Annotated in this window: 23 protein-coding genes; 9 read left to right on the plus strand and 14 right to left on the minus strand. The window is 33.1% G+C overall.

Going from position 1 to position 23,241, the window contains the following annotated elements:
* Positions 1 to 44: 44 nt before the first annotated feature.
* The gene (gene sucC, locus MJQ71_RS07230; RefSeq protein WP_238805888.1) at positions 45 to 1,259 is read right to left on the minus strand and encodes an ADP-forming succinate--CoA ligase subunit beta; all 1,215 of its coding nucleotides are present in this window, start codon (positions 1,257 to 1,259) and stop codon (positions 45 to 47) included.
* Between the two features lie 227 nt (positions 1,260 to 1,486).
* Between sucC and MJQ71_RS07235 the strand changes: the two genes are divergently transcribed.
* Both MJQ71_RS07235 and MJQ71_RS07240 read left to right on the plus strand, forming a co-directional pair.
* Positions 1,487 to 2,137 carry an ABC transporter ATP-binding protein gene (locus tag MJQ71_RS07235; RefSeq protein WP_238805890.1) on the plus strand — a complete coding sequence of 217 codons (651 nt, stop codon included), beginning with the start codon at positions 1,487 to 1,489 and terminating at the stop codon, positions 2,135 to 2,137.
* 42 nt (positions 2,138 to 2,179) lie between these two features.
* Positions 2,180 to 2,962, plus strand: a complete 783-nt coding sequence (locus tag MJQ71_RS07240; RefSeq protein WP_238805892.1) for a queuosine precursor transporter — start codon at positions 2,180 to 2,182, stop codon at positions 2,960 to 2,962.
* Positions 2,963 to 3,003: 41 nt separating this feature from the next.
* Here MJQ71_RS07240 and MJQ71_RS07245 read toward each other — a convergent pair whose 3' ends face one another.
* From MJQ71_RS07245 to MJQ71_RS07260, 4 genes are all read right to left on the minus strand, one after another.
* On the minus strand, positions 3,004 to 3,174 hold the full coding sequence (locus tag MJQ71_RS07245) for a FeoB-associated Cys-rich membrane protein (RefSeq protein WP_238805893.1): 171 nt from the start codon (positions 3,172 to 3,174) through the stop codon (positions 3,004 to 3,006).
* On the minus strand, positions 3,171 to 3,698 hold the full coding sequence (locus tag MJQ71_RS07250) for a YfiT family bacillithiol transferase (RefSeq protein ID WP_310587521.1): 528 nt from the start codon (positions 3,696 to 3,698) through the stop codon (positions 3,171 to 3,173). The genes MJQ71_RS07245 and MJQ71_RS07250 overlap by 4 nt, the downstream gene beginning before the upstream one ends.
* Positions 3,699 to 3,752: 54 nt before the next feature.
* Positions 3,753 to 4,544 (minus strand): inositol monophosphatase family protein, encoded by a 792-nt coding sequence (locus MJQ71_RS07255; protein ID WP_238805898.1) that lies wholly within the window; start codon positions 4,542 to 4,544, stop codon positions 3,753 to 3,755.
* Positions 4,545 to 4,616: 72 nt separating this feature from the next.
* Positions 4,617 to 6,257 (minus strand): DUF4139 domain-containing protein, encoded by a 1,641-nt coding sequence (locus MJQ71_RS07260; protein ID WP_238805900.1) that lies wholly within the window; start codon positions 6,255 to 6,257, stop codon positions 4,617 to 4,619.
* 209 nt (positions 6,258 to 6,466) lie between these two features.
* Between MJQ71_RS07260 and MJQ71_RS07265 the strand changes: the two genes are divergently transcribed.
* Positions 6,467 to 7,537, plus strand: a complete 1,071-nt coding sequence (locus MJQ71_RS07265) for an Ldh family oxidoreductase (protein WP_238805901.1) — start codon at positions 6,467 to 6,469, stop codon at positions 7,535 to 7,537.
* A gap of 70 nt (positions 7,538 to 7,607) precedes the next feature.
* Here MJQ71_RS07265 and MJQ71_RS07270 read toward each other — a convergent pair whose 3' ends face one another.
* The 3 genes from MJQ71_RS07270 to MJQ71_RS07280 form a co-directional block, all read right to left on the minus strand.
* Complete coding sequence (locus MJQ71_RS07270; RefSeq protein ID WP_374759614.1) at positions 7,608 to 8,525, minus strand: serine hydrolase; 918 nt, start codon at positions 8,523 to 8,525, stop codon at positions 7,608 to 7,610.
* Between the two features lie 117 nt (positions 8,526 to 8,642).
* Complete coding sequence (locus MJQ71_RS07275) at positions 8,643 to 11,249, minus strand: TonB-dependent receptor (protein WP_238805903.1); 2,607 nt, start codon at positions 11,247 to 11,249, stop codon at positions 8,643 to 8,645.
* Between the two features lie 203 nt (positions 11,250 to 11,452).
* Positions 11,453 to 11,632: a hypothetical protein gene (locus tag MJQ71_RS07280; RefSeq protein ID WP_238805904.1), complete on the minus strand. Its 180-nt coding sequence runs from the start codon at positions 11,630 to 11,632 to the stop codon at positions 11,453 to 11,455.
* 129 nt (positions 11,633 to 11,761) lie between these two features.
* On the opposite strand from MJQ71_RS07280, the gene MJQ71_RS07285 reads away from it, so the two are divergent.
* From MJQ71_RS07285 to MJQ71_RS07300, 4 genes are all read left to right on the plus strand, one after another.
* Positions 11,762 to 12,805 (plus strand): glycoside hydrolase family 113, encoded by a 1,044-nt coding sequence (locus MJQ71_RS07285; RefSeq protein WP_238805905.1) that lies wholly within the window; start codon positions 11,762 to 11,764, stop codon positions 12,803 to 12,805.
* 27 nt (positions 12,806 to 12,832) lie between these two features.
* On the plus strand, positions 12,833 to 13,681 hold the full coding sequence (locus MJQ71_RS07290) for a hypothetical protein (RefSeq protein ID WP_238805907.1): 849 nt from the start codon (positions 12,833 to 12,835) through the stop codon (positions 13,679 to 13,681).
* Between the two features lie 19 nt (positions 13,682 to 13,700).
* A complete protein-coding gene (locus MJQ71_RS07295; RefSeq protein WP_238805908.1) occupies positions 13,701 to 14,294 on the plus strand; it encodes a M949_RS01915 family surface polysaccharide biosynthesis protein in 594 nt (197 codons plus the stop codon).
* An 85-nt stretch (positions 14,295 to 14,379) separates the two neighbouring features.
* Positions 14,380 to 15,975, plus strand: coding sequence for a peptide chain release factor 3 (locus MJQ71_RS07300; RefSeq protein ID WP_238805912.1), 1,596 nt, complete (start codon positions 14,380 to 14,382; stop codon positions 15,973 to 15,975).
* A 68-nt stretch (positions 15,976 to 16,043) separates the two neighbouring features.
* Here MJQ71_RS07300 and MJQ71_RS07305 read toward each other — a convergent pair whose 3' ends face one another.
* The 4 genes from MJQ71_RS07305 to MJQ71_RS07320 all read right to left on the minus strand — a co-directional run bounded on the left by MJQ71_RS07305 (position 16,044) and on the right by MJQ71_RS07320 (position 20,438).
* Positions 16,044 to 16,544 (minus strand): NADH-quinone oxidoreductase subunit C, encoded by a 501-nt coding sequence (locus tag MJQ71_RS07305; RefSeq protein WP_238805913.1) that lies wholly within the window; start codon positions 16,542 to 16,544, stop codon positions 16,044 to 16,046.
* Positions 16,545 to 16,648: 104 nt separating this feature from the next.
* Positions 16,649 to 17,572, minus strand: coding sequence for an aspartate carbamoyltransferase catalytic subunit (locus tag MJQ71_RS07310; RefSeq protein WP_238805914.1), 924 nt, complete (start codon positions 17,570 to 17,572; stop codon positions 16,649 to 16,651).
* Between the two features lie 86 nt (positions 17,573 to 17,658).
* The gene (locus MJQ71_RS07315; RefSeq protein ID WP_238805915.1) at positions 17,659 to 18,909 is read right to left on the minus strand and encodes a 3-phosphoshikimate 1-carboxyvinyltransferase; all 1,251 of its coding nucleotides are present in this window, start codon (positions 18,907 to 18,909) and stop codon (positions 17,659 to 17,661) included.
* A 71-nt stretch (positions 18,910 to 18,980) separates the two neighbouring features.
* Positions 18,981 to 20,438 (minus strand): 7TM-DISM domain-containing protein, encoded by a 1,458-nt coding sequence (locus MJQ71_RS07320; RefSeq protein WP_238805916.1) that lies wholly within the window; start codon positions 20,436 to 20,438, stop codon positions 18,981 to 18,983.
* 105 nt (positions 20,439 to 20,543) lie between these two features.
* Between MJQ71_RS07320 and MJQ71_RS07325 the strand changes: the two genes are divergently transcribed.
* Together MJQ71_RS07325 and MJQ71_RS07330 are read left to right on the plus strand one after the other, a co-directional pair.
* Positions 20,544 to 20,831 carry a hypothetical protein gene (locus MJQ71_RS07325; RefSeq protein WP_238805917.1) on the plus strand — a complete coding sequence of 96 codons (288 nt, stop codon included), beginning with the start codon at positions 20,544 to 20,546 and terminating at the stop codon, positions 20,829 to 20,831.
* 37 nt (positions 20,832 to 20,868) lie between these two features.
* A complete protein-coding gene (locus tag MJQ71_RS07330) occupies positions 20,869 to 21,900 on the plus strand; it encodes a hypothetical protein (protein WP_238805918.1) in 1,032 nt (343 codons plus the stop codon).
* 22 nt (positions 21,901 to 21,922) lie between these two features.
* On the opposite strand, the gene MJQ71_RS07335 is transcribed toward MJQ71_RS07330, so the two are convergent.
* On the minus strand, positions 21,923 to 22,519 hold the full coding sequence (locus MJQ71_RS07335) for a hypothetical protein (protein WP_238805919.1): 597 nt from the start codon (positions 22,517 to 22,519) through the stop codon (positions 21,923 to 21,925).
* Positions 22,520 to 22,570: 51 nt separating this feature from the next.
* Positions 22,571 to 23,167 carry a DUF502 domain-containing protein gene (locus tag MJQ71_RS07340; RefSeq protein ID WP_238805920.1) on the minus strand — a complete coding sequence of 199 codons (597 nt, stop codon included), beginning with the start codon at positions 23,165 to 23,167 and terminating at the stop codon, positions 22,571 to 22,573.
* Between the last annotated feature and the right edge of the window lie 74 nt (positions 23,168 to 23,241).

Below are 23,241 nucleotides of genomic sequence, written 5' to 3' on the forward strand. Positions count from 1 at the left end.
ATAAAATAAATTATCAGGCATTTTTTATAATTATTTAACAGAAACTATTTTTCTAATACTTTCTCAACTAATTCAGCTGCTTCTTTCAAAACAATTGCTGAATAAACTTTCAAGCCTGAGTCATTAATAATTTTAGCACCTTCTGCTGCATTTGTTCCTTGTAAACGAACAATAATTGGAACTGGAATCTCGCCAATAGCCTTGTAAGCTTCAACAACACCATTCGCAACACGGTCGCAACGAACAATACCACCAAAAATATTAATTAAAATTGCCTTTACATTTGGGTCTTTCAAGATAATTCTAAAACCAGCTTCAACAGTTTTAGCATTTGCACCACCACCTACGTCTAAAAAGTTAGCGGGTTCACCACCAGCCAATTTAATAATATCCATTGTCGCCATTGCTAAACCAGCACCATTAACCATACAACCAACGTTTCCATCAAGTTTTACATAGTTAAGGTCATTGTCAGATGCTTCTACTTCCAATGGGTCTTCCTCAGCTTTATCACGCATTGAGGCTAAATCTGAGTGACGATATAAAGCATTGTCATCCAAGTTAACTTTAGCATCAACAGCAAGAATTTTGTTGTCAGATGTTTTAAGAACAGGGTTAATTTCAAACATTGAAGAATCTGATTCAACATAAGCTTGGTAAAGTGAACTTACGAATTTAACCATTTCTTTGTTTGCAACGCCAGTCAAACCTAATTTATCGGCAATTTTACGAGCTTGGAATGCTTGTAATCCAACGCGTGGGTCAATCCATTCTTTGAATATTTTTTCTGGATGATGCTCTGCAACTTCCTCAATATCCATTCCACCTTCAGTCGAAGCCATAATTACATTACATCCTTTTGCTCTATCAAGCAAAATACCCATGTAATATTCTTTTGGCTCACTTTCGCCAGGATAATAAGCATCTTCTGCAATCAATACTTTATTTACTTTCTTGCCTTCTGCTCCAGTTTGGATAGTTACAAGTACATTTCCAAGCAAATTAGTTGAAATGCGTTGTACATCATCAGCAGATTTTGCTAATTGTACACCTCTTTGCTCAGTGCCTACGATACTTCCCTTACCACGTCCACCAGCGTGAATTTGTGATTTCACAACGGCAAACTTAGAATTGGTCATTTCGGCAATTTGCTGATAGGCAGCCACTGCTTGCTCAGGCGTTTCGGCTACGATTCCTCGCTGAATTCGCACACCATAACGGCTTAGTATTTCTTTACCTTGATACTCGTGAACGTTCATGTAAAGTAGGATTTTTTTAAGTTTTAAATTTTTTGCTAAATTAGTGAACAAAAGTGAAATAACAATTATCATTTATCAGTTAATTGCTAAATTGCTATAATATTCTGTGGTTGTATTGCTTGAAGCACAATTATCTATGATTTTCAAAATAAATAATTGACAAACTTACATCAGATTTAAGCAAAAATCCACCAAAAAAATATTTATAGGAATAAAACAAAAATAATATGCTTATTGCAAAAAATATCAAAAAAAACTACGGAAATCTACAAGTTCTCAAAGGTATCGACTTAGAAATTAAGCAAGGAGAAGTAATTTCTATTGTGGGAGCCTCAGGAGCAGGAAAAACAACTTTATTACAAATTTTGGGAACACTTGATAAAGCTGATTCGGGCGAAGTATTACTCAACGGTATAGATTATAGTTCACTGAAAGATAAGGAATTAGCTAAATTTAGAAATGAAAAAATTAGTTTTATTTTTCAATTTCATAACTTAATGCCCGAATTTACGGCTCTCGAAAATGTATGTTTACCAGCTTGGATTGGAAGAAAAGACAACGAAGAAACAACTAAAAAAGCCCAAGAATTATTGAATTTATTGGGTTTAAAAGACAGAGCAAAACATTTTCCTTCTGAACTTTCAGGTGGTGAACAGCAAAGAATAGCAGTAGCAAGGGCACTAATTAATTCGCCTGCTGTTGTATTTGCCGACGAGCCAAGTGGGAATCTGGACTCAAAAAATGCTGAAGAATTACATCAAATGTTTTTTGAACTAAGGAAACAATTCAATCAGACATTTGTTATTATTACTCACAACGAACATTTGGCTAATATGGCTGACCGAAAATTAGTTATGCAAGACGGAATGATTGTTTAATTCTTTTAAAAATGTTATCCATATTTTAACCTTCTTACATTTATGGCTGATTCAATCAAAAATAAAAAACAAACGCTTTACTTAATTTTGTGCGGAATTTTTTTGACTAATGCCGTAGTTGCGGAAGTAATTGGTGCAAAAATATTTTCAGTAGAAGCCACATTAGGCATTTCTCCCTTGCAAATTCCATTATTTGGTCAAAAATTCAATTTTAATATGTCGGCTGGTGTCTTAAATTGGCCTTTTGTTTTTATTACGTCAGATATTATAAATGAATATTTTGGTAAAAGTGGCGTCAAGAAAATATCGTATTTAACAGCTATTTTAATCGCTTACTCATTTATTATTATTTATGTTTCTACAATTGTTTCACCTGCTGATTTTTGGGTAAATCATAATAATAAAGATAAAGCTGGGAATTTTTTAAATATTGACGATGCTTACGGAATTATTTTTAGACAAGGTTTAGGTATTATTTTAGGTTCGATAACTGCTTTTTTGGTAGGTCAAATCTTGGATGCAACTGTATTTCATTGGTTGAGAAAATACACAAATAATAAAATGATTTGGTTAAGAGCAACGGGTTCAACGCTGATTTCTCAACTTGTTGATAGTTTTGTTGTTGTTTTTATTGCATTTTATCTTTTTGGAAATTGGACACTCACCGAAGTATTCACGACTGGTACTAATAATTATATTTACAAATTTGTAGTTGCGATATTACTTACGCCATTAATTTACTTTGCTCATAATATAATTGATAAATATTTGGGCAAAGAGCATGCCCACAAAATTATTGATGAGGCAACTTTTACTCCTATGTGAAGCAATAAAAAAAGGGCCTTAGTAATTCTAAAGCCCTTTTTTTATTGCTTTTCAATTTCTGGCAAATCAACAAAATCAAAATTAGTTGTCTTGCAATTTCCACCACATCCTGCACAACCCGATGATTTTGCTGAAAATTGCTTACGAATATTATTTCCCAAATAAAACAAAGCACCTAAAAAAACAAGTCCGATAATAATATTTTCTATCATTTCAATGCTTGAATAATGTGTTGATAATGATGCTCCGAATGCCAAGCATACAAGGCAATTACTTCTTGAATTTCAAAAGATTTTTGATAACCGCCATGATAATATGTCTTTTTTAAAGCTTTTTTATCAAGGTTTTTAAACAAAAAAACCATTCTTTTATGGACTCCTTCGATTATCTGCAATGATGGTTTAATTGGCATACTGTGGTCAGGCAATAATGCCCAAGCTGCTTCGTCATACCCTTTAATTGGTGGATTTTGCTCGGTCAAAGCAAATCTAATACGCGTAAACATATTGATATGACTATCGGCAATATGATGAACTACCTGGCGAACCGTCCAACCATCTGGTCTGTAAGGAGTATCGAATTGACTATCAGTTAGTTTTGAAGTTAATGCTTTTAATCTTTGAGGTAATTTATCTAACACTTTTATATGCGAACGAGTGTCGGCACTTGAATATTTTTTACCATATTCAAAATCACCAATTGGGTATTTTAGCTGTTCTATACTCGATATTTCCATATTCATATATATTGAATAAGTTTCAAATTTACATCTTCACTTGTAAGTTATTTACTATTTCCAATAACGTTGAATTTCGGCTAACAGTTCCGAATGAACAGCCGAACCAACTACTACATCTCCACCAAAAAGATGATTATCACCACCTGAGAAATCAGATGCAAACCCACCCGCTTCAGTGACTAATAATATTCCTGCTGCCATATCCCAAGAATTGAGATTATATTCATAAAAACCGTCAAAATAACCACATGCTGTATAGGCTAAATCTATTGCCGCCGAACCCATTCTACGAAGTCCATGTGTTTTCTGCATTAATGACTCCAAAATCAGTAAATATTTGTCTTGATTTTCAAATTTATAATATGGAAAACCTGTTGCAAACAAACTTTCTCCCAAATGTTTAATTGGCGAAACGTGAATTTCTTCCCCATTTTTAAAAGCACCGCCGCCTTTAGTTGCCGAGAAAACTTCTTTTGTACAAACATTATAGACAACACCAACCAGCAAATCTTTTCCATGAGCTAAGGCCAAACTGACTGAATAATTTGGTAAACCATGAATAAAATTTGCAGTACCATCTAACGGATCAATTATCCAATTTAGTCCTTGCATATCGGATGTTTCGGCTGTACCTTCTTCAGTAATAAAACCAGCTTCAGGAACAATTTTCCGTAATTGGGTAACAATCAATTTTTCTGTTTCTTTATCCACATAAGAAACCACATTATTAACGTCTTTGTATTCGACTGAAGAGCGATTAAACTTGGCCGATTCTTGGGCAATAAATAACCCTGCTTCTTGAGCAACTTCGATTGTTTGTTGGCAGATTTGCTGTAAGTTCATTTTATAAGATTCTATATTCAAGATACGAGATTCAATTTATTACTCAAATCTCGTATCTTGAATTCAAATTATTTAAAGTCCTTGAATATTTTTTCCTTTTGGATATTTAACATTGTATTTCAATAAAATCTCTTTGTTTTCGAGTGGTTGCAATGTCAAGTTCCAAGTTAGTTTTCCAGTTTCTCGATTAAAATCTGCACCTTTGGCATCTTCTAACTCTACTTCAATTCTACTATCTTGTGAAATAGGTACTTGGTCTTCCATTACAATTGAAATTGGTTCATTTTTGATATTTCTAAGAGTAATTCTATAACCAAACGACTCACGAATATTTGAGCCCACATTTTTTCTCGACTTAAATTCTTCAACAACCTCACGTTTTGAAATAATTTTCTTGTCTCTTCCCATCGAAATCAATAGTGTATCTTTTGCTTCTCCGCCAGCAATATCGGTTGTACCAACAAAAGTTCCTTCAAAATAAACATTTGCTGTTCCTGGAAGCAAATTGTATTTTTCCCAATCAGTAATAATTGCTGTCAAAAATGCGTCTTTATCAAATTTTGGAACTGTATAATATTTATAGTTTGAACGTAACGAATGATTTTGAATATCAACCATTTCAGCATTTCCACCTGAATTAATATTATATGGAATTGCAATATCAAAATTTACAGCTAAAGTGGTTTGAACAGTATTTACAAATGCGGCAGTCGTACTTACTTCTTGCAAGGGAGCGGCATCCATTGCCATCGCTTGGGGTGCCTCAAATTTCATTGCTCGTGAATTTTTGTTTAGCATCAATATTGGTTCATAAATATTTACAAATTGAGCTGACAATTCGGGTTTTGTACCTCCTTCGGCTGGATTCGCTGTTGATAAAGTTAATTTAACATTTTTCCAATCAATGCCTGTATTTTGAAAAACATTGGCACGGTATGCTAAATCAATATTACTTTTTATATCTTTTGCTCTAATATCATATATTGGCGACCAACCCGCACCATTGGCAATATATGTTAAATTTAGTTCAATAATAGCATTTGCTTTGGCTGTAACAGTCAATTCTATTTCGCCCGCAGGTTGATTAACATTTGTTCCTTGCGAATTGAGTTGTTGCTGAAAACAGTTGATTTTATCTTGCAAATCTTTAGATTGACGTACTAATTGCATTTGACGAGTACCGATTTCAGTAAGTTTTGTTCGGAAAAAATCCATCATTTCTTTCAAATCTTCTGGCGTAACACCGTCTTTTTCATTCTTAACATTTGAATTTGCCATAAGCATACTTCTCTCATTTTCGGCAACTTTCACTAAAACATCCACCACTTCAAGCTCGCTTTTGGTTATTTTAAGTGAATCTTCCAAAACACTTCTTTTTTTGTTTCCCAAATAATTTTGCTTGAATTTTACCCCCATAATTACTACTTCTCCTTTACCACCAATCTGAATACTATTGGGGTCGGCAGTTGTAGCAATATTACCAATGATGAGTTTAGTTGTACCTGACTGCACTGAAGTTTTTATTCGAGCATCAATCTGAGCTCGATTCAGAAAAACCGTAATATGCTGATTTTCTGCATCAGTTCGCACTTGACTTTGGGAAAAAATCGGAAAATTAAAGCCTAAAAGTAAAGCTCCAAGCCCCAAAGTTGAATGTAAAAGTGATATTTTCGAATAAAATAAGGTTAGCAGTGACTGCAAATAGATTTTCATAGTAAGATTGTTTTTGTTTTTGTAAAAACGTTGCGGCTTTATTTTATTGTGTGAACGGATTGTTAATATCCAATCAGAAAGACAATTTTAAGAAAAAAACTTTGTTTTACCTGTATTATTTAGAGTAATTTGCTCGAAAATAATGATTTGTCTATTTGAAGTATTTATTACCTCAATTTTTGGTGCTTTAGAAGCCTTCATCTGAATTTATGATTAAAGAAAAAAATCTCCGTCGTTTTACTGAAAATATCTTTTTGAGTATCGGTTGTCCAAAAAAAGATGCAAAATTAGCAGCAGATGTATTGATTTCGGCCGACTTGCGTGGTGTAGATTCGCATGGAACTGCTCGTTTAGTTGGATATGTTCGTTTGTATGACAATGGTCGTTTGAACCCAAATCCTGTAATAAAAATCATTCACGAAACTCCTTCTACGGCTGTCATTGATGGAGATAAAGGCCTTGGACTTATTGTGGCACCTTACGCCATGAATGTTGCCATTAAAAAAGCAAAACGCTACGGTTCAGGCTGGATTTCAGTGCAAAACTCTAATCATTTTGGCATTGCAGGTTATCATTCTATGTTGGCTTTACCTCACGATATGATTGGTTGGGCAATGACAAATTCTGCTCCTTTGGTTGTTCCAACTTTTGCTATTGAAAAAATGTTGGGTACAAATCCAATTGCGGTTTCTGTGCCTGCTGGAAATCAACCACCATTTGTAGCGGACTTTGCCACAACAGCGGTTGCTTATGGAAAATTAGAAATTCTTCAACGAAAAGGTCTTTCAGCACCAATCGGATGGGTACAAGACGCCAACGGCAATTATACGGATGATGCAAACGCCATCAAAAATGGCGGAGGATTACTCCCGCTCGGTGGCGACCGTGAACACGGCAGTCATAAAGGCTACGGATTAGGAGCAATTGTTGATATTTTTTCGGGAGTTTTATCTGGGGCTAATTTTGGACCATGGGTTCCTCCTTTTGCAACGGCCGGTTTTCATGGTGTGGCAGCAGAACAAGTTGGAAAAGGAACAGGACATTTTTTGGGAGCGATGAGAATTGATGGATTTCGTCCAAAAGAGGATTTCAAAGCAAGCATGGATACTTGGATTGAACGTTTCAGAAATGCCAAACACGTTGATAATCAGCCTGTTTTAATTCCAGGCGACCCTGAACGAGAACTTGAAAAAGAAAGAAGAACTAACGGAATCCCATTAAACGATAAAGTAATTGAAGATTTACAAACATTAGGCAACCGATTTAATGTAAAGTTTTAAAATGCTTCAAACAAAATACGAGAAAAGTCTTAATATTTGACTCTTTCTCGTATTTTATTCCAAGGAAGATTTACCATTTTTCGTAACCTTCAACTGGTTTCCAATTAGATTTGGGCTCATAATAATTCCATAAAAGTGAACCTACCTTACGTAATAATTCAAAACCTTCATTGCTTCTCTCCGACGATTCATCTTTTTGTTTTTTTGTAATTATGCAATAAACATATTCTCCATGCGGTGCGTGAACAAACACAACCTCCGAGCGAGAACGATTCACTGCTCCATTTTTGCTTCCAGTTTTAATATTTTCTGGCAATTGCGACAGCCCTTCGCCATCCCAATACTGTCGTCCAAGATTTCTATACATTCTATCAGATGCTGCTGGCGTAAAAATTTTCTTTTCACGAAGCATAGACATAATTTCTGCCATTTCTCTTGGAGTTGTCTGTCCCCAACCATATTCAGTTCTATTTACTTCTCTTCCTGGTGTACGAGAATTAACTCTGGTATTTTTAAAGCCCAATGAATCAATTATCGAATTAATGCGGTTTCCTCCACCAGCAAGAGCCTGCAACCACAAGCTTCCAGTATTATCACTAACGGTACACATCAATGTCATCACTTCACTTAGGGGCAATTTCGCTCCATCTTTCAATGAACCTACAATTCCATCGTCATAATCAAGCGAGTCTTTGTAGATTAACTCTTGGTCATACTTCAATTCACCTTTCAATATTTTATCAAAAGTTCCAATCATTATTGGAATTTTCACCATACTTGCCGTTGGAAAAATCGTATCAGCATTTATAGCCACGAATTTATTTGTTTTAAAATTTTTGGCATAAACACCAACAACCCCATTAAAGCCGTTTAAAGTTTCAAGTAGTTTTTTTTTCAAGATAATGTCTTCTTTTGCAACTTGTGAAAAGGAATTTTCAGAAAAGACAACCATTAATAAAAAGATGGTGAAACGCAAGTAATTTTTCATGTTGTTATTTAAGCGATAAAGAGTAATTGGAAGATTAAACAAAAATACTTGTTTCTTTTTAGGCATCAAAAAAGCCACACTTATCAGCATGGCTTTTTTGATTTTTTTATGTTGAAATTATCTCGGTCTTCCTCCAGTTGCTGGCTGTTGTGTTGTAGTTCCACCATCACCTTCCCCTGCTTTGGCATCATCATTACTAACTTTTTTCTTGCTACGGAACATATTACCACCGTTGAAATCCATCTTACCAAACATATAACTAAGTGTAAAACGAATACCTCGGTTATAAATATTACGTGTTGTTAAGCTTGAAAATGTAGGGTCGCCCGAAGAACTTTTGATGGATAATGTTTTGGTAAACGGATTATCAAGACCAATATTGAAACTTCCTTTTTTATTTGTAAAGTCTTTTTTAACTCCTAAGTTATAGAATCTAAAACTTCCTTGATAACCTTGTAATTGAATCTGGCGGCTACCAATAAATCCAAAAGCTTGAGCTCCCCAACCTTTATTGAAAGAATATGAAGCATTAAAGTTATAATTAGCATTCCAACCTTTGTTTGAAATAGCCACAACCGAATTTTTGTAAGTATTATCAGTTTGCAAAACAGGAACCACAATTGAGCCATTCAGCAAATTATTAGTAATATTTGTTCCTGCTCCGATTCTGAATTTTTTAGTCGGTTGAAGATTCAAGAATATACTTGACCCATAGAAATTAGTTTTTCCAATATTATCAAAAGTTGATGTAACTACTCCCTGCTCGCTAACAGTTTTGACTGTTGTAATATTGTTATCCGTAAATCTTCTAAATACAGAAAAATTAATTGAATTTGCCTTGAAAAATGTGCTATAATTAACTTCAAAATTATGGCTTAGCTCAGGTTTCAACAATGGATTACCGTATGAAATATTCAGTGGGTCAGAGTAATTCACAAAAGGATTCAAAAATTCAAGAGAAGGTCGTTGAATACGTTGTCCATAACTAAATCTAACTTTATGATTCTTCGGAAAATCTTTTGAAACAGTAAAAGTTGGAACTATATTATCGTAAGGTGCAATCGTTGTTGGCTTGTCAGATGTTTGAAATTTGGCATTAATCTTTGTGTTTTCGTAACGAACGCCCATTTTTAAGCCCCATTTTTTAGGCAAAGAAATAGTTAAAGTTGAATAAACGGCCGCAACATTTTGGTCATAATTAAAATTATTAGTTCTGCTTGGCTGAATCACATAAGTACCAGACTGAGTATCATAATTAAAGAAATCAAACTCACTTGTTACATTACGAATGATGTATTTAGCACCAACTTCAAAAATGTTTTTCTTGAAAGGATAGGTATAATCGGTTTGGAGAGTTGTTTCAGCATTTATACCATCGTTATTACTCTTATTAAACGGACTATTATTTCTTTTGGTGGTAAAGTCGGTTGTTCTTACATTTCTACCGTGTTGAGCCAAAAACGTAAACTCGTGACCTTGCTCTTTGAAAGTTTTTGTATAGTTAAAATCAGCATCGATACTGTTATTATTACGAATATTTGCTACATTTTGAGCATATTGCATAATAATCGCATCGGTTGCACTTTTCAAAGTTGTTGTTTGAGGGCCTGTCGTATTGAAATTTCCAACGCCATATCTTGCACTCAAAGTAATAGAGTTTTTAGGATTAAAATCATAATCTATCGTTAATTGTGTATTACCAAACAAACGTTTTACATTGCTTGAATCTTTCTGTGTAAGATAAGTCTCAATACCACGAACCGAGTTTTTTCGAGTTGTGATACCGCTACTTGGCGTATTGTATGAAGTATTTGAACCAAAGTTTAGAGCAATACCTAATTTTTTCTTTTTAAAATTAACATTTCCGAATGCATTTGCTCCACGAACACCCGCACCAGCATTCAAAAAACCAGTTAAACCTTGTAAATTATTTTTCTTTGTAATGATATTAATAATTCCTGCCGTTCCTTCTGCATCATATTTAGCTGATGGTGAGGTAATTACCTCCACTTGTTTAATCATATCTGCAGGAATTTGCTTAATCGCATCAGCCACATTACTAGCTAAAATACTTGAAGGCTTATTGTTAATCAACACTTTGATATTGCCACTACCACGCATTTGAACGTTTCCGTCCATATCAACCGTCAACATTGGAACTTTTCTAAGTACATCTTCGGCAGTCCCACCTTTACTCGTAATATCTTTGTCGGCATTATAAACCAAACGGTCTACTTTGTCTTCGATTAATGAAGCTTGACCCGTAACAGTTACTTCACTTAAAATTTTTGTATCAGTAACCATCAACATATTACCTACGTTGACTTCAACTTTATTGGTCGCAACTTCAACATTTACTTTCACGGCATTTTTATAGCCAATAAAAGTACCTACAACCTTATACGTTCCTTTTGCGAGGTTTTTTACAGTAAAAGCACCATTCAAATCGGTCATTGCTCCATCTACAACCTTATTATTTTTGTCATAAACTGCAACAGAAGCAAACTCAACAGGTTTATTTGTAGTAGAATCAATTAATTTTCCGCTAATTTTGGCCGAACCACGTGGAATTTCGTCTTGTGGAACTTGTGGCTGTTGATTCATTCCAGGGAAATTTCCGCCACCCATTCTCATACCACCACCACCACCCATACCCGGCATTTGTCCGAATGAGGCTGCAAAAGTTCCTAAAATAAAAAGTAAAAGTAAATTTAGTTTTTTCATTATATATTTGATTGAAATGTAATTTTGGTCTTCAGCAGATTTCTAAAGAATTCTTGTTTTAATGCAAAAATAATGCTTATTTATGCTTTAAAAACTAAATTTTGTACCAAAAGATTACGATAATTTACCAGTGGTAGAAAAGTATAGACGAATGGCGTAGAATAATCGACAATGAAAGTTTGTCTCGATAATTTAAAAACTATTTATTGAGCTAACAAGTATTTTCTTCTTATTGGATTAATTAAAAATTTCTTATGAGAAGTAAAACTTTCAGCGTGCATTTGTCCAAACAATAGCTTCCATTCCTCAAAGCGTTCGGGTTCGGCTTGATGAAATTTTTTTGAATCTATTTTTTTTGAAATTAAGTATTCGTCAAATGTCATTGTAAACAAAAATGTTCAGATGTTGATTTAGTTTGTACTAAAAATCACCCTAAAAGTTTATTTGCAAAACTATTTACAATTTCTCAATTTTATAGCAGATTATTATTTTTTTTCAAAAATCAATCTCAAATGTTTTCTAAAATAGCAATTATTTATTCATTCTTGGCTTTCAACTTAATTAGTTGTCAAAATCAGGCAGTTATATTTGAAGACCAAAAACTGAAAGGTGTTTGTTTCGTTGCTCCTCCAATGCCAATCGAAGCCAATGAATTTGAACCAATTAGAAACATAAATGCAGGTTGGGTCGCACTTACTCCTTATGGATTTACTCGTGATGGAAATCCTAGTTTTATGTACAATAAATCTTCTGATGGACATTGGTGGGGAGAATCTCCACATGGTGTTGCTGAATGTGTTAAAATGGCTCATGAAAAAGGGTTAAAAGTGATGCTCAAACCTCACGCTTGGGTACAAAGTGCCGCAAGTTCATTTACTGGAGATTTAGATTTTAAAACCGACGCAGAATGGTTAGTTTTTGAAAAAACTTTTGGCGAATATTTGTTAGATTTCGCTAAAGTTGCAGATTCTACAAATACAGAAATGTATTGTATTGCTACAGAATTTGAAAATTTTATTAAAAAAAGGCCTGATTTTTGGCATAAAATAATCAAAGACATCCGAAAAGTGTATAAAGGTAAACTTACTTATGCTGAAAACTGGGATAGTTATGATAAAGTACCATTTTGGAATGAACTTGATTTCATCGGTGTCGATGGATATTTTCCTTTAACTGATGAAAAATCTCCTGATTTAGCTACTATCCGAAGCGGTTGGGAAAAGCACAAAAACGAATTAGAAAAATTCAGTAGGAAAATTCAAAAACCTATACTTTTTACAGAAATGGGTTATCAAAGTACTGATTTCACTACACATAAACCTTGGGAATCTTATTCAAAACACCCCGATAATGATGTTTTACAGGCCAATGCCTATCGAGCATTTTTTGAAGAAATGTGGCAAGAAAAATGGTTAGCAGGATGTTTCGTTTGGAAATGGTTTCCAACCATGAAAAGAGAAAAAAAAGAAGGGAAAAAATATGAATTTAGAGATAAATATACCCCACAAGGAAAAATTGGCGAAGAAGTCTTAAAAGATTATTTCAAAAAATATTAATGTAATCTATTAACTAATCAAAATTTCATGAAAAAATTAATTCCTGTTGCATTCCTTTCATTGCTTATCTCTTGCCAATCAAGCGAAGAAAAAAAAGAAAATAAATCTGATTCAGTTGCAACAGCTACCACTCAAAGTGTTACACAATCTCCTGAAACCCTTACATTTGGTTTTAGTAACGAAAATGGAGATAAAATTTTAGCATTTGAAGAAAACTTTGACCCAAAAACAACTTCCAAAACCATTGATTCCGAAGGGAATATTGTTTCTATAAAGTTCACAAAAAAACAACCAGTTGGCCCGAACGGTGGTGTCAATTTGACTTCCTTTAATTTTGATGATTGTGCTGGTTCTATTTTTGAAATTACGGGAGGTCAAAAAGCAAATTCAGCATTTACTTCTATTCTAATGAATGATGTTTTTCTAAAAAATCATCAACAAATTCAAGTAAAAACGTTTGAAAAGCCACAAAATATTGATAATATTTCTAGAAACAAGATTGAAATCGACCGAAAAAGAAAAATAAAATCTGCTTGGCAAATCGCTAACCTAGACACAGATTTAAAAGCTTTTATTGTAATTTTTGTTCCAAAAAAAGATAGTGTTTTAGCAAGTTTAGTAATCGGAAACAATGAATTTATTTACCGTGATTATCCTGCAAAATATGATGAAGGCTCAACATGGCGAGTAGATGACGGCGGTGAGTTTTCAAATGATGCTATTAGAATTTTGGCAGCATTCAGAAATCAACAAAAAGACATTGAAATTATAACCGAATGGGCGGGTGCTGAAGGTGCAAATATTGAATATTGTAAGACTAATAAAAATAAATTTGAAACAATAAAAGAAGCTTCGAGATATTGGGGAGCAAATTAAAACCAACAAATCAAAATCAATGAAAACGAAAGTAATCCTTCTCATTTTACTAAGTATTAATTGTTTTTCACAGCAAATTGTCTTGAAAAACATTGAACAATCTATTCTTAATAATTTTATTGACAACAAAGTAAAAGTGTTAAAAGCCCTTCAATTTGATGATAAAAATGGCAAAAATTATTTAACAGTTACAATACAAGAAGACCGAACTGATGATGATGTTTCTAAAACTTTATTAGTCCAACACCGTATCCAAAAGTCGCAAGGTGAATATGAATTAATTCGACAAATAATTGACTATGAAACTAAGTGTGAATTTGATAACGAATTAAATTTTATTGATAAATCATTGGTAATTAGCGATTTAGATAAAAATAAATATGCCGAAATTACATTTCTTTATAAAATTGGTTGTCGAAGTGATGTGAGTCCGGTTGGATTAAAATTGATGGTTATAGAAAATGGGAACAAAGCCGCGATTAGAGGAAACACTATTCCTAGTGGATTCGAATCAATGAAAGAAAAAACAAGCGATGCGGCTTTCAAAAAACTTCCAAAAGTGATACAAGACCAAGCAAATAGACTTTGGAATAAATTCGCTCCTGAATTCTAAAAAACATTCCTAATTTGTAATTATTGGGTGGCTTTTCCATAAATTTTGACTAATTTTGCACTCGTTTTACAAAATTTAGATACAAATGTCATTTACTGAAGAGTTACACAAACGTCGAACTTTCGCTATCATTGCTCACCCCGATGCTGGAAAAACCACACTAACCGAAAAATTACTACTTTTTGGTGGTGCGATTCAGACGGCTGGTGCAGTAAAATCGAATAAAATCAAGAAGTCAACCACTTCTGACTTTATGGAAATAGAAAAGCAACGTGGTATTTCGGTGGCAACTTCTGTAATGACTTTTGAATATCGTGACTTAAAAATCAACATTCTTGATACACCTGGTCACAAGGATTTTGCAGAAGATACTTACCGCACACTTACGGCTGTTGACAGCGTGATTTTGGTCATTGACTGTGTAAAAGGCGTTGAGGAACAAACTGAAAGATTGATGGAGGTTTGCAGAATGCGACAAACTCCAGTTATTATTTTCATCAATAAAATGGATAGAGAAGGACAAAATCCTTTCGATTTGTTGGATGAATTAGAACAGAAACTCAATCTTAGAGTTCGACCAATAACTTGGCCAGTAAATGGTGGTTCAAATTTCAAAGGAGTGTATCATTTACTCGAAAAGAAAATGAATCATTTTGCCATCAACAAAACTCGTTTGGAAGATGATATCGAGATTATTGAGCTTGATTCTGAGATTTTAGACAAAAAAGTTGGATCAAAAGATGCAGAACAATTGCGTGAAGATGTTGAGCTAATTGATGGAATTTATGACACATTTGACAAAAAAGCCTATTTAAATGGAGATTTAGCTCCAGTTTTTTTTGGTAGTGCCGTAAGTAACTTTGGTGTAATGGAATTGCTCAATACGTTCTGCGATGTTTCACCACAGCCTGTTCATCGCATGACTGACAAACGAATGGTTGAGCCAGATGAGAACAAATTCAGTGGTTTTATCTTTAAAATTCACGCAAATATTGACCCTCGTCATAGAGATAGAATTGCTTTTTTGAGAATTTGTAGCGGTCAATTTGAACGTGGTAAATTCTACAAACACGTAAGGTTGAGTAAAGAAATTCGTTTTGCAAGTCCTTTTGCATTTTTGGCCGACCGAAAAGATGTAATTGAAGAAGGATATCCAGGCGACGTAATCGGTTTGTATGATACAGGAACTTTTAAAATTGGAGATACGCTAACCGAAGGTGAAGAATTGCAATTTACTGGAATTCCAAGTTTTTCGCCTGAAATTTTCAAAGAGGTTATTAATAAAGACCCAATGAAATCAAAGCAATTGGAAAAAGGTGTTCAACAATTGACTGATGAAGGTGTTGCTCAATTATTTTTACTTCAACCTGGAAATAGAAAAATTATTGGAACGGTTGGTGAATTACAATTTGAAGTTATCCAGCACCGATTATTGAATGAATATTCGGCAAGTTGTGTTTTTGAGGCTCGCCCTTATTCAAAAGCTTGTTGGATAACTTGCGAAGATAAAACCAAATTAGCAGAATTTATTCGATTGAAAAGCAACTTCATTGCATACGATAAAGATCAAAATCCAGTATTTTTAGCTGAAACAGACTGGATTTTAAGAATGAATATACAAAATAATCCTGAAATTAAGTTTCATACCACATCAGAGTTTAAAACTGCTTTACAGTATTAATTTTGAAATAATAGTACAAAAAAAGGATATTTTATATAAAAATATCCCTTTTTTTATTAATTTCATCTTCAATATTTTACTTTTATTCCGTGATAAAACTCTTGTTCTTTGTAATCTTTACGAAGCGGATGTCCTTGCCAATCGGCTGGCAATAAAATTCTTCTCAAATCAGGATGGCCAATAAAATCAATTCCTACTAAATCGTAAGCTTCTCTTTCATGCCAATCGGCTGTTTTCCAAATGGGAGTCAATGAAAAAACCTGGGGCAGGGGTTCATCTTCTTTATTTCTTGTAACTTCTACTTTCAAAACAAAACTATGCTCAAAAGGAATCGAATTAAGGTGATAAATCACTTCTAAAGTACCTATTTCGGGGCCATTGTCGATAGCAGTAATACAAGAAAGAAAATCAAAATATAAATTTGGATGAACGTGAAGAAACTGACAGATTTCTAGTAAATGTGTGCTATCAATCGTAATGCTTTTTTGGGGTGAAATAGTATCTTCTTTCAAGATAATCTCATTACCAAACATCTTTATTAATAATTCTTTTATCTCGCTAAAACTCATCTTTAATTCCTTAAAAAATGTTAATAAAGCAAAAATAACAGAATTTATTCAGACTTCATTTAAAGCATTCCTTTAATATTCGCCCTAATTTCTTATTAATGTTTTTAATTTTGCTGAGCAAGCAGATAAAGAACTGCCATTCTGACTGCCACACCGTTCTCTACTTGGTCCAGAATAATTGAATGATGAGAATCGGCAGCATCGCTCGTCAATTCAACTCCTCGGTTAATTGGACCGGGATGCATCAAAACAATATCTTTATTTAGCTCATCAAGCATTTTTTTATTTATGCCAAAATACAGAGAATACTCACGCAAAGATGGAAAATACTTGATTTGTTGACGCTCTAATTGAATTCTTAAAACATTGGCAACATCACACCATTGTAACGCGGTTTGAACATTGTGTTCAACTTTTACGCCAATTTCTCTAATATATTTAGGCAAAAGCGTATTTGGTCCACAAACCATCACTTCTGCACCAAGTTTTTGTAAACAAAAAATATTTGATAAAGCAACTCTTGAATGTAGAATATCTCCAATAATTGCTACTTTTTTTCCTGCTAAATCACCTAGTTTTTCTTGCATTGAAAAGGCATCTAACAGGGCTTGTGTTGGATGTTCATGTGTGCCATCACCCGCATTTACAATATTGGCTTTGATGTGTTTTGATAAATAATGCGGAGCTCCAGGGCTACTGTGACGCATCACTACCATGTCAACTTTCATTGCCAAAATATTATTGACAGTATCAAGCAATGTTTCTCCTTTTTTTACAGAGCTTCCAGAAGCGGAGAAATTGACCACATCAGCCGAAAGTCGTTTTTCAGCTAATTCAAAAGAAAGTCGTGTTCGAGTAGAATTTTCAAAAAAAACATTTGCAATTGTAACATCACGCAAAGAAGGAACTTTTTTAATCGGTCGATTGATTACATCTTTAAATTCTTTAGCGGTTTCTAAAATTAGATGAATATCATTGGCCGTAAGGTCTTTTATTCCTAGTAAGTGCTTTGTACTGATTGATTGCATTGTGTTTTATTAAAAGATTTCGCAAAGTTAAAAAAAAGTACTGAATTTTTAACATTGTGTCGTGGCAGACCCTAAGTGAAATTAGTTCAAAGCTCTATGTTTACAATTTTTTTTAGGTCTTCCCAAAAACTTGGATAAGATTTTACAACAACATTTGGTTCTTCAATCGTAACATCCATCAACATTGCCAAAGGAGCAAAAGCCATTGCCATTCGGTGGTCGTCGTATGTTTTGATTGTCAAAGAAGGTATTTCTTGAATAGGTTGACTACGAACTACATATTCAGTATTCTTTACAACTTCTACCAAATTTCCACCAAACTTTTGTAATTCATTTTGCAAAGCAACTACCCTATCGGTTTCTTTGATTTTTAAACTTTCGATACCTGTAAAAACCGCTTCAATATTTTTGGCTACACAAGTTACTGCAACTGTTTGTGCTAAATCTGGACAATTAGTAAAATCCCAATTAAGCGTTTTTTGAGGAATTATTTTTGTGAGTAACACACCATCTTCAGTAAAAGTACTCTTCACGCCCAAATGACTCATAATATTTACAATATCACTATCTCCTTGCAATGAATTCTCCTTCAAACCTAGTAACTCCACTTGAGTTGCATCTGACTGAGCAAGTGCTACAATACTGTACCAATAACTCGCCCCAGACCAATCTGATTCTACTTTATAAGTAGTTGACTGATAATTGTTTGGATTAATTTTTATGACTTTTTCTACCCAATCTGCTTCATAATTTACACCAAATGCTTTCATTTGTTCCAAAGTCATTTTGATATAAGGAATTGAACCTAAATCCCCTGTCAAACAAATCGTCAAACCATTTGGTAAAGTAGGAGCAATCATCAATAATGCCGAAATATATTGGCTACTTACGTCACCTCTAATGGTAACTTCATTGGATTTTTGTTCAGAAAAACCTTTAATATGTAAAGGTGGATAACCTTCATTTTTTAGATAATCAATTTCAGCTCCAATTGTACGAAGTGCATCAACCAAAATTCCGATTGGACGCTCACACATACGAGGCGTACCAGTCATAATTTTATTTTGATTTGTAGCCGAAAAAAAAGCTGTCAAAAATCGCATTGTTGTACCAGCATCAATTACATCGGCGGTTTGTTCGCTTGATTTCAACAAACGAATCATTGTTTGTGTGTCACGAGCGGTTGAAAGATTTTGTAAATTCTGTGATTCTACGCCTGCCTTAAAATTAGCTAATGCGTTGATAATTAATGCTCTATTGCTTTCTGATTTTGAAGAAGCTAATGCTATTTTAACATCAAATGGGTTGGTGCTTTTACGAAGGAGTATCTTATCCATTAATTTTGCTTTGGTTCTGTAATTGGCTACAAAGATAAGAATATAATAGTTAAATTTAAAGTTTTGAATGGCTATATCCAACCACTTTCAATAGCAATTTTTACAGCTTCAGCTTTACTATTTATCTCTAATTTTTGATAAATATTTTTGATGTGTGTACGCACAGTATGTGGACTTATAAATAAAGCATCGCTTATATCTTGATAAGTAAAACCTTTGGCAAATGCAGCTAAAATTTCAATTTCACGTTTCGATAATAGCTCTTTTTTCTGTAAAACATTGGTTTCAACTACTTGTTTATCAGCAACTTTGAGCGGAGTTCCTATTTTCAAGTTCGAAAACAAATATTCTTTTACCCTAAAAATGATGGCAATCGAAAGTATGATAATTTCAAATAAAAAACCTATTAAATAAGCATAAGGTTGTACTATACGAATGTCTAGAAAATAAGTAAAATATTGAGATAAAAAATATAATATAGTGGGCGGGATTATAGAAATTAAATAAATTTTCGACATTGAATTTTTATTAGCACTTACCAAAAGTGTTAGGATTAGAATGCCAATATTTATTAAGAAAAATATTCTTCCAAGCCAACCAATCACCTGAATATAGTTATCTGAAACAAATCCAAGCCATATCGGAGAAAAGATGGAGTGTACCAATAAAAGCCAAAAAACAATGATTAATATTCTGAGAATTCGTTCATAAATGGGTTGACTTGCTAATGAAAGCTTTGTAAAAGCTATTACAAATAATAGATTCCAAAAAAACAATCCATAAGTAAAATACTGCGTAAGGTCAAAAATATCATTTCTTAAAATAATTGTCGGTAAATATTCATATAAATAGCCTTCTAAATTTAAGAAAATCAGTATTATAGAAACAATGTACATGCCATAAAGCATGAAAATACGCATTTTAAGAATAAAACCTATCGCAAAATTTACTAAACCGACAAGTATAAAAATACCGATGATAATTCCCCAAAAAAAATTGGTTTGTTGGTCATTTCGCTCAAAATCCCTTTTATTCCAAATTGTCATTGGAAATTTGTTGGTGTTTAGAAAACTTTTGCCCTTTATATAAATTGTATAAACTTTTTTGGTTTCTAAATTTAAAGGAAACACAAAGTCACGGTGCATATAAGGGCGATTCTCACTACTTGTTTTACTACTTAAATGCTCGTATTGCTGAACAATCTTCTTATCATCAACTACAAAAAAACACAAATCATCAAAAATTGCACTATTGATATGAAAAAGTAATAATTTACTTTCTGAAACTTGGATTTTAAACCTCACCCACCCTGCACGATTTCCCCAGCCAAAATTTGGAATTCCTACTTTTGACTTTTCAAAAAGAGACGCTTTTTCATTAATTAAATCGCTGATAGTTAATGCATTAGATTTATCTGTCAATGTAAAAATATGCTCTTTTATTTCTTCATTAGCAACACCTTTTTTAAGTGAAATAACTTCTTGTCCGAATGTCAAAATGGGTAAAAGAATAAAGATAATAAATCGCATAAATTGTCGTATTTGTTGGCAATTTAAGTAAAATACCACAAATGAGGTATTGATTAGTGCTTTTTTGTGTGGGTCATTTGCAGAAAGGTTTTCAACTTTATTGCCATGAAAAAAAAACATCTGCATTTGAATCAAATAAAGCTTTTTATCAATGAACAAAACTTTATTATTGACTTTGATTCAACGCAAGAACAAAACCTAAATCCATACTTCGGCATTATAGAAACGCTTTTGCTACTCAAAAGAATAAGAAAAAAAAATCGAATCACAAATGCTATTTATTTATCAATGCTCCATCGAAAGTTTAGAAAACAGATTCAACTAAAACATCCACCTAATTGGAAAATAATATTTCTTGCAACGATTGGTCAAATCTTAGGATTCAGAATTTAAAGCAATTGCATTAAAAAAAACTATTTATTAAATATCTATGAAAATAATTTTATTGTTACTTATTACTCCTATTTCAATTTTCGGTCAATATACCATACAAAATAATACAAGTAGTGTTACCATTTTGCCAAATAGCATTCAGACATTAAAAACCAATGATACTGATACAACTAATGTGGCAATGGGAAAAGATGCATTAAAAAATAATATATCAACGGTAACAAGTAATTGGGGATATTATAATGTTGCAATCGGGTTCAATAGTCTATATAAAACTGGTTCATCCATTTTCTCTCAAGCTGCTTCAAACACAGCTATCGGAAAAGGTGCGTTATACAACAATACAATTGGAAGTAATAATATTGCTATTGGTAATGATGCGGGGCATGATGCTGATGATTCCGATAAATTATATATTACTCCTTATAGAAGTACTTTTCCGCTAATTTGGGGTGATTTCAAGAATCATTTATTGGGATTTAATGGCTATTTGGGCATTCAAACAAAAACACCAGCAGATGTATTACATATCCACGATTATTTATACCCTAGAAGTTATGCTAGATTTACATCTACATTATCTGGTTCTACTGAGCCAAATGGACTTAGAATTGGTATTTCAGAGTTGAATAATGGAGAAATAATTAATTATGAAAATAACTCTTTAATTTTTGGCACAAATGCCTTGAAAAGAATGACAATTGCAGCTAATGGTAACGTTGGAATAAATACAGAATTACCAAATGCTCAATTAGACGTAAACGGTTTTACAAAACTTGGTTCAGATGCTCCCAAAATTAAATTAAAAAAACTAACCGGAACTACTAAGAATTTTGAAGGTGGTAATACACTTTTCCTACATGAGTTGACTCCTTCTAAAATTATTGCAATCAATGTTTTGGTTGAATATTCTCTCGATAGTACTATTCCTCATGGTTATACAATATCCAATGGTTATGAATTTCATTTTTTTCAAGTTTCGCAATATATCGTTATTACAACAAAAACTGGAAATTCCTCTAATATTTTAGGAAAACCAATTAAAATTCTCATTACTTACGAAGAATAATCATCAGATTATAGATTTACATTTATAATGATTTAAAAATCCGAATCCGATAATTTTCAGTAATTCGTTTGCTACGAAATTGATTAGAAATAATACCCATCAAAGGCTGAGCAGCAGTAAGAATAATAGCAACAGGCAACTTTTTACTTTTAAGCGGTTGTGTTCCCCAATATGCCCATTCAAAAAGTAAATATCCGAGCGGAGCAAATGTAGTAAAATTTACTCTTAATGGTTTCTTAGGTCTTTTGTAAATACGCTCTATTTCATTCAATTTTATTTCTACATATTCGTATCGGTTGGTTACTTCGTTAAGTGAAGTTACCACAAAAGAAGAATCATTAATGGCGTAAATATCATTTTCAAATACAAAATCATCTTTTGTTTTGAATCTAAAAACATCGCCTTCGTAAAACCTCGTTCTACTATTTGTTCTGAGATTTTCTAAAACCAAATAATAACCTTTATTAAAAATTGCTCTTGCTCGGTTTGGGTCTTTTTGATAAATAATTTCTTCAACAGATTTGGCAGTTCGTTGATGAAAATCTTGCGAAAACGCATGATTTGACAAAACAACTAAAATGAAAATGAGAAACCGATATTTTAGTTGGATGTTTTTCATTGTTGAGATATTAATATTTGGAGTGAACGAAGCGTTCGCTCAACAAAAGTTTTATTCTTTGATAGAAACGCCACCTGAAACGATCAATTTCATTACTTCAGCACTTGGCATATCAAGCATTTGGACGTTTTCCTTCGGTACTAAAATCAATTCTCCCGAAAAAGCATAACTATGCGGAAAATAAACCGCTACCATATTACTAACGCCCAAATTAGTTAAATCATTTTGTGTAATGAAACCTATTTTATGAACCCCCGCATCTTTGTTAATCAACACAATTGCAGCTTGGGTAAATTTTCTTTTATCACCAACAAATGCAGAAATCAAATCTTTGAATGCGAAATAGAAAATCCGTACAAGTGGCAAATGACTAATTGCATTTTCGATCAGATTTTGGATCGTTTGGGGAAGTAAAACCGAAAAAGTAAAACCCGTAATCATTGTACCCAGAATCACAATTAATGAACCAAGCCCTGGAATAATTAAATCACGGTTAGGGTCTTCGGTTGGGATTCTGATTCTAATGATATTGTCCACAAAATCGAAAGCACCCAAAAGAATAAATATTGTAAACCCAATTGGTGCAACAAATAATAGTCCTCTTATAAAATATGATAATAGGCGGCTCAGTATAGGTCTTTCTGTCATAAGTAGTTTTTTTTTCGTTAATTAGCACGATTTATTTATTTAAAACATTTTTGCAACACTAAAAGTTTTAACAA

This window comes from Emticicia aquatica, from assembly GCF_923079645.1.
Classification (GTDB): Bacteria; Bacteroidota; Bacteroidia; order Cytophagales; family Spirosomataceae; genus Emticicia; species Emticicia aquatica.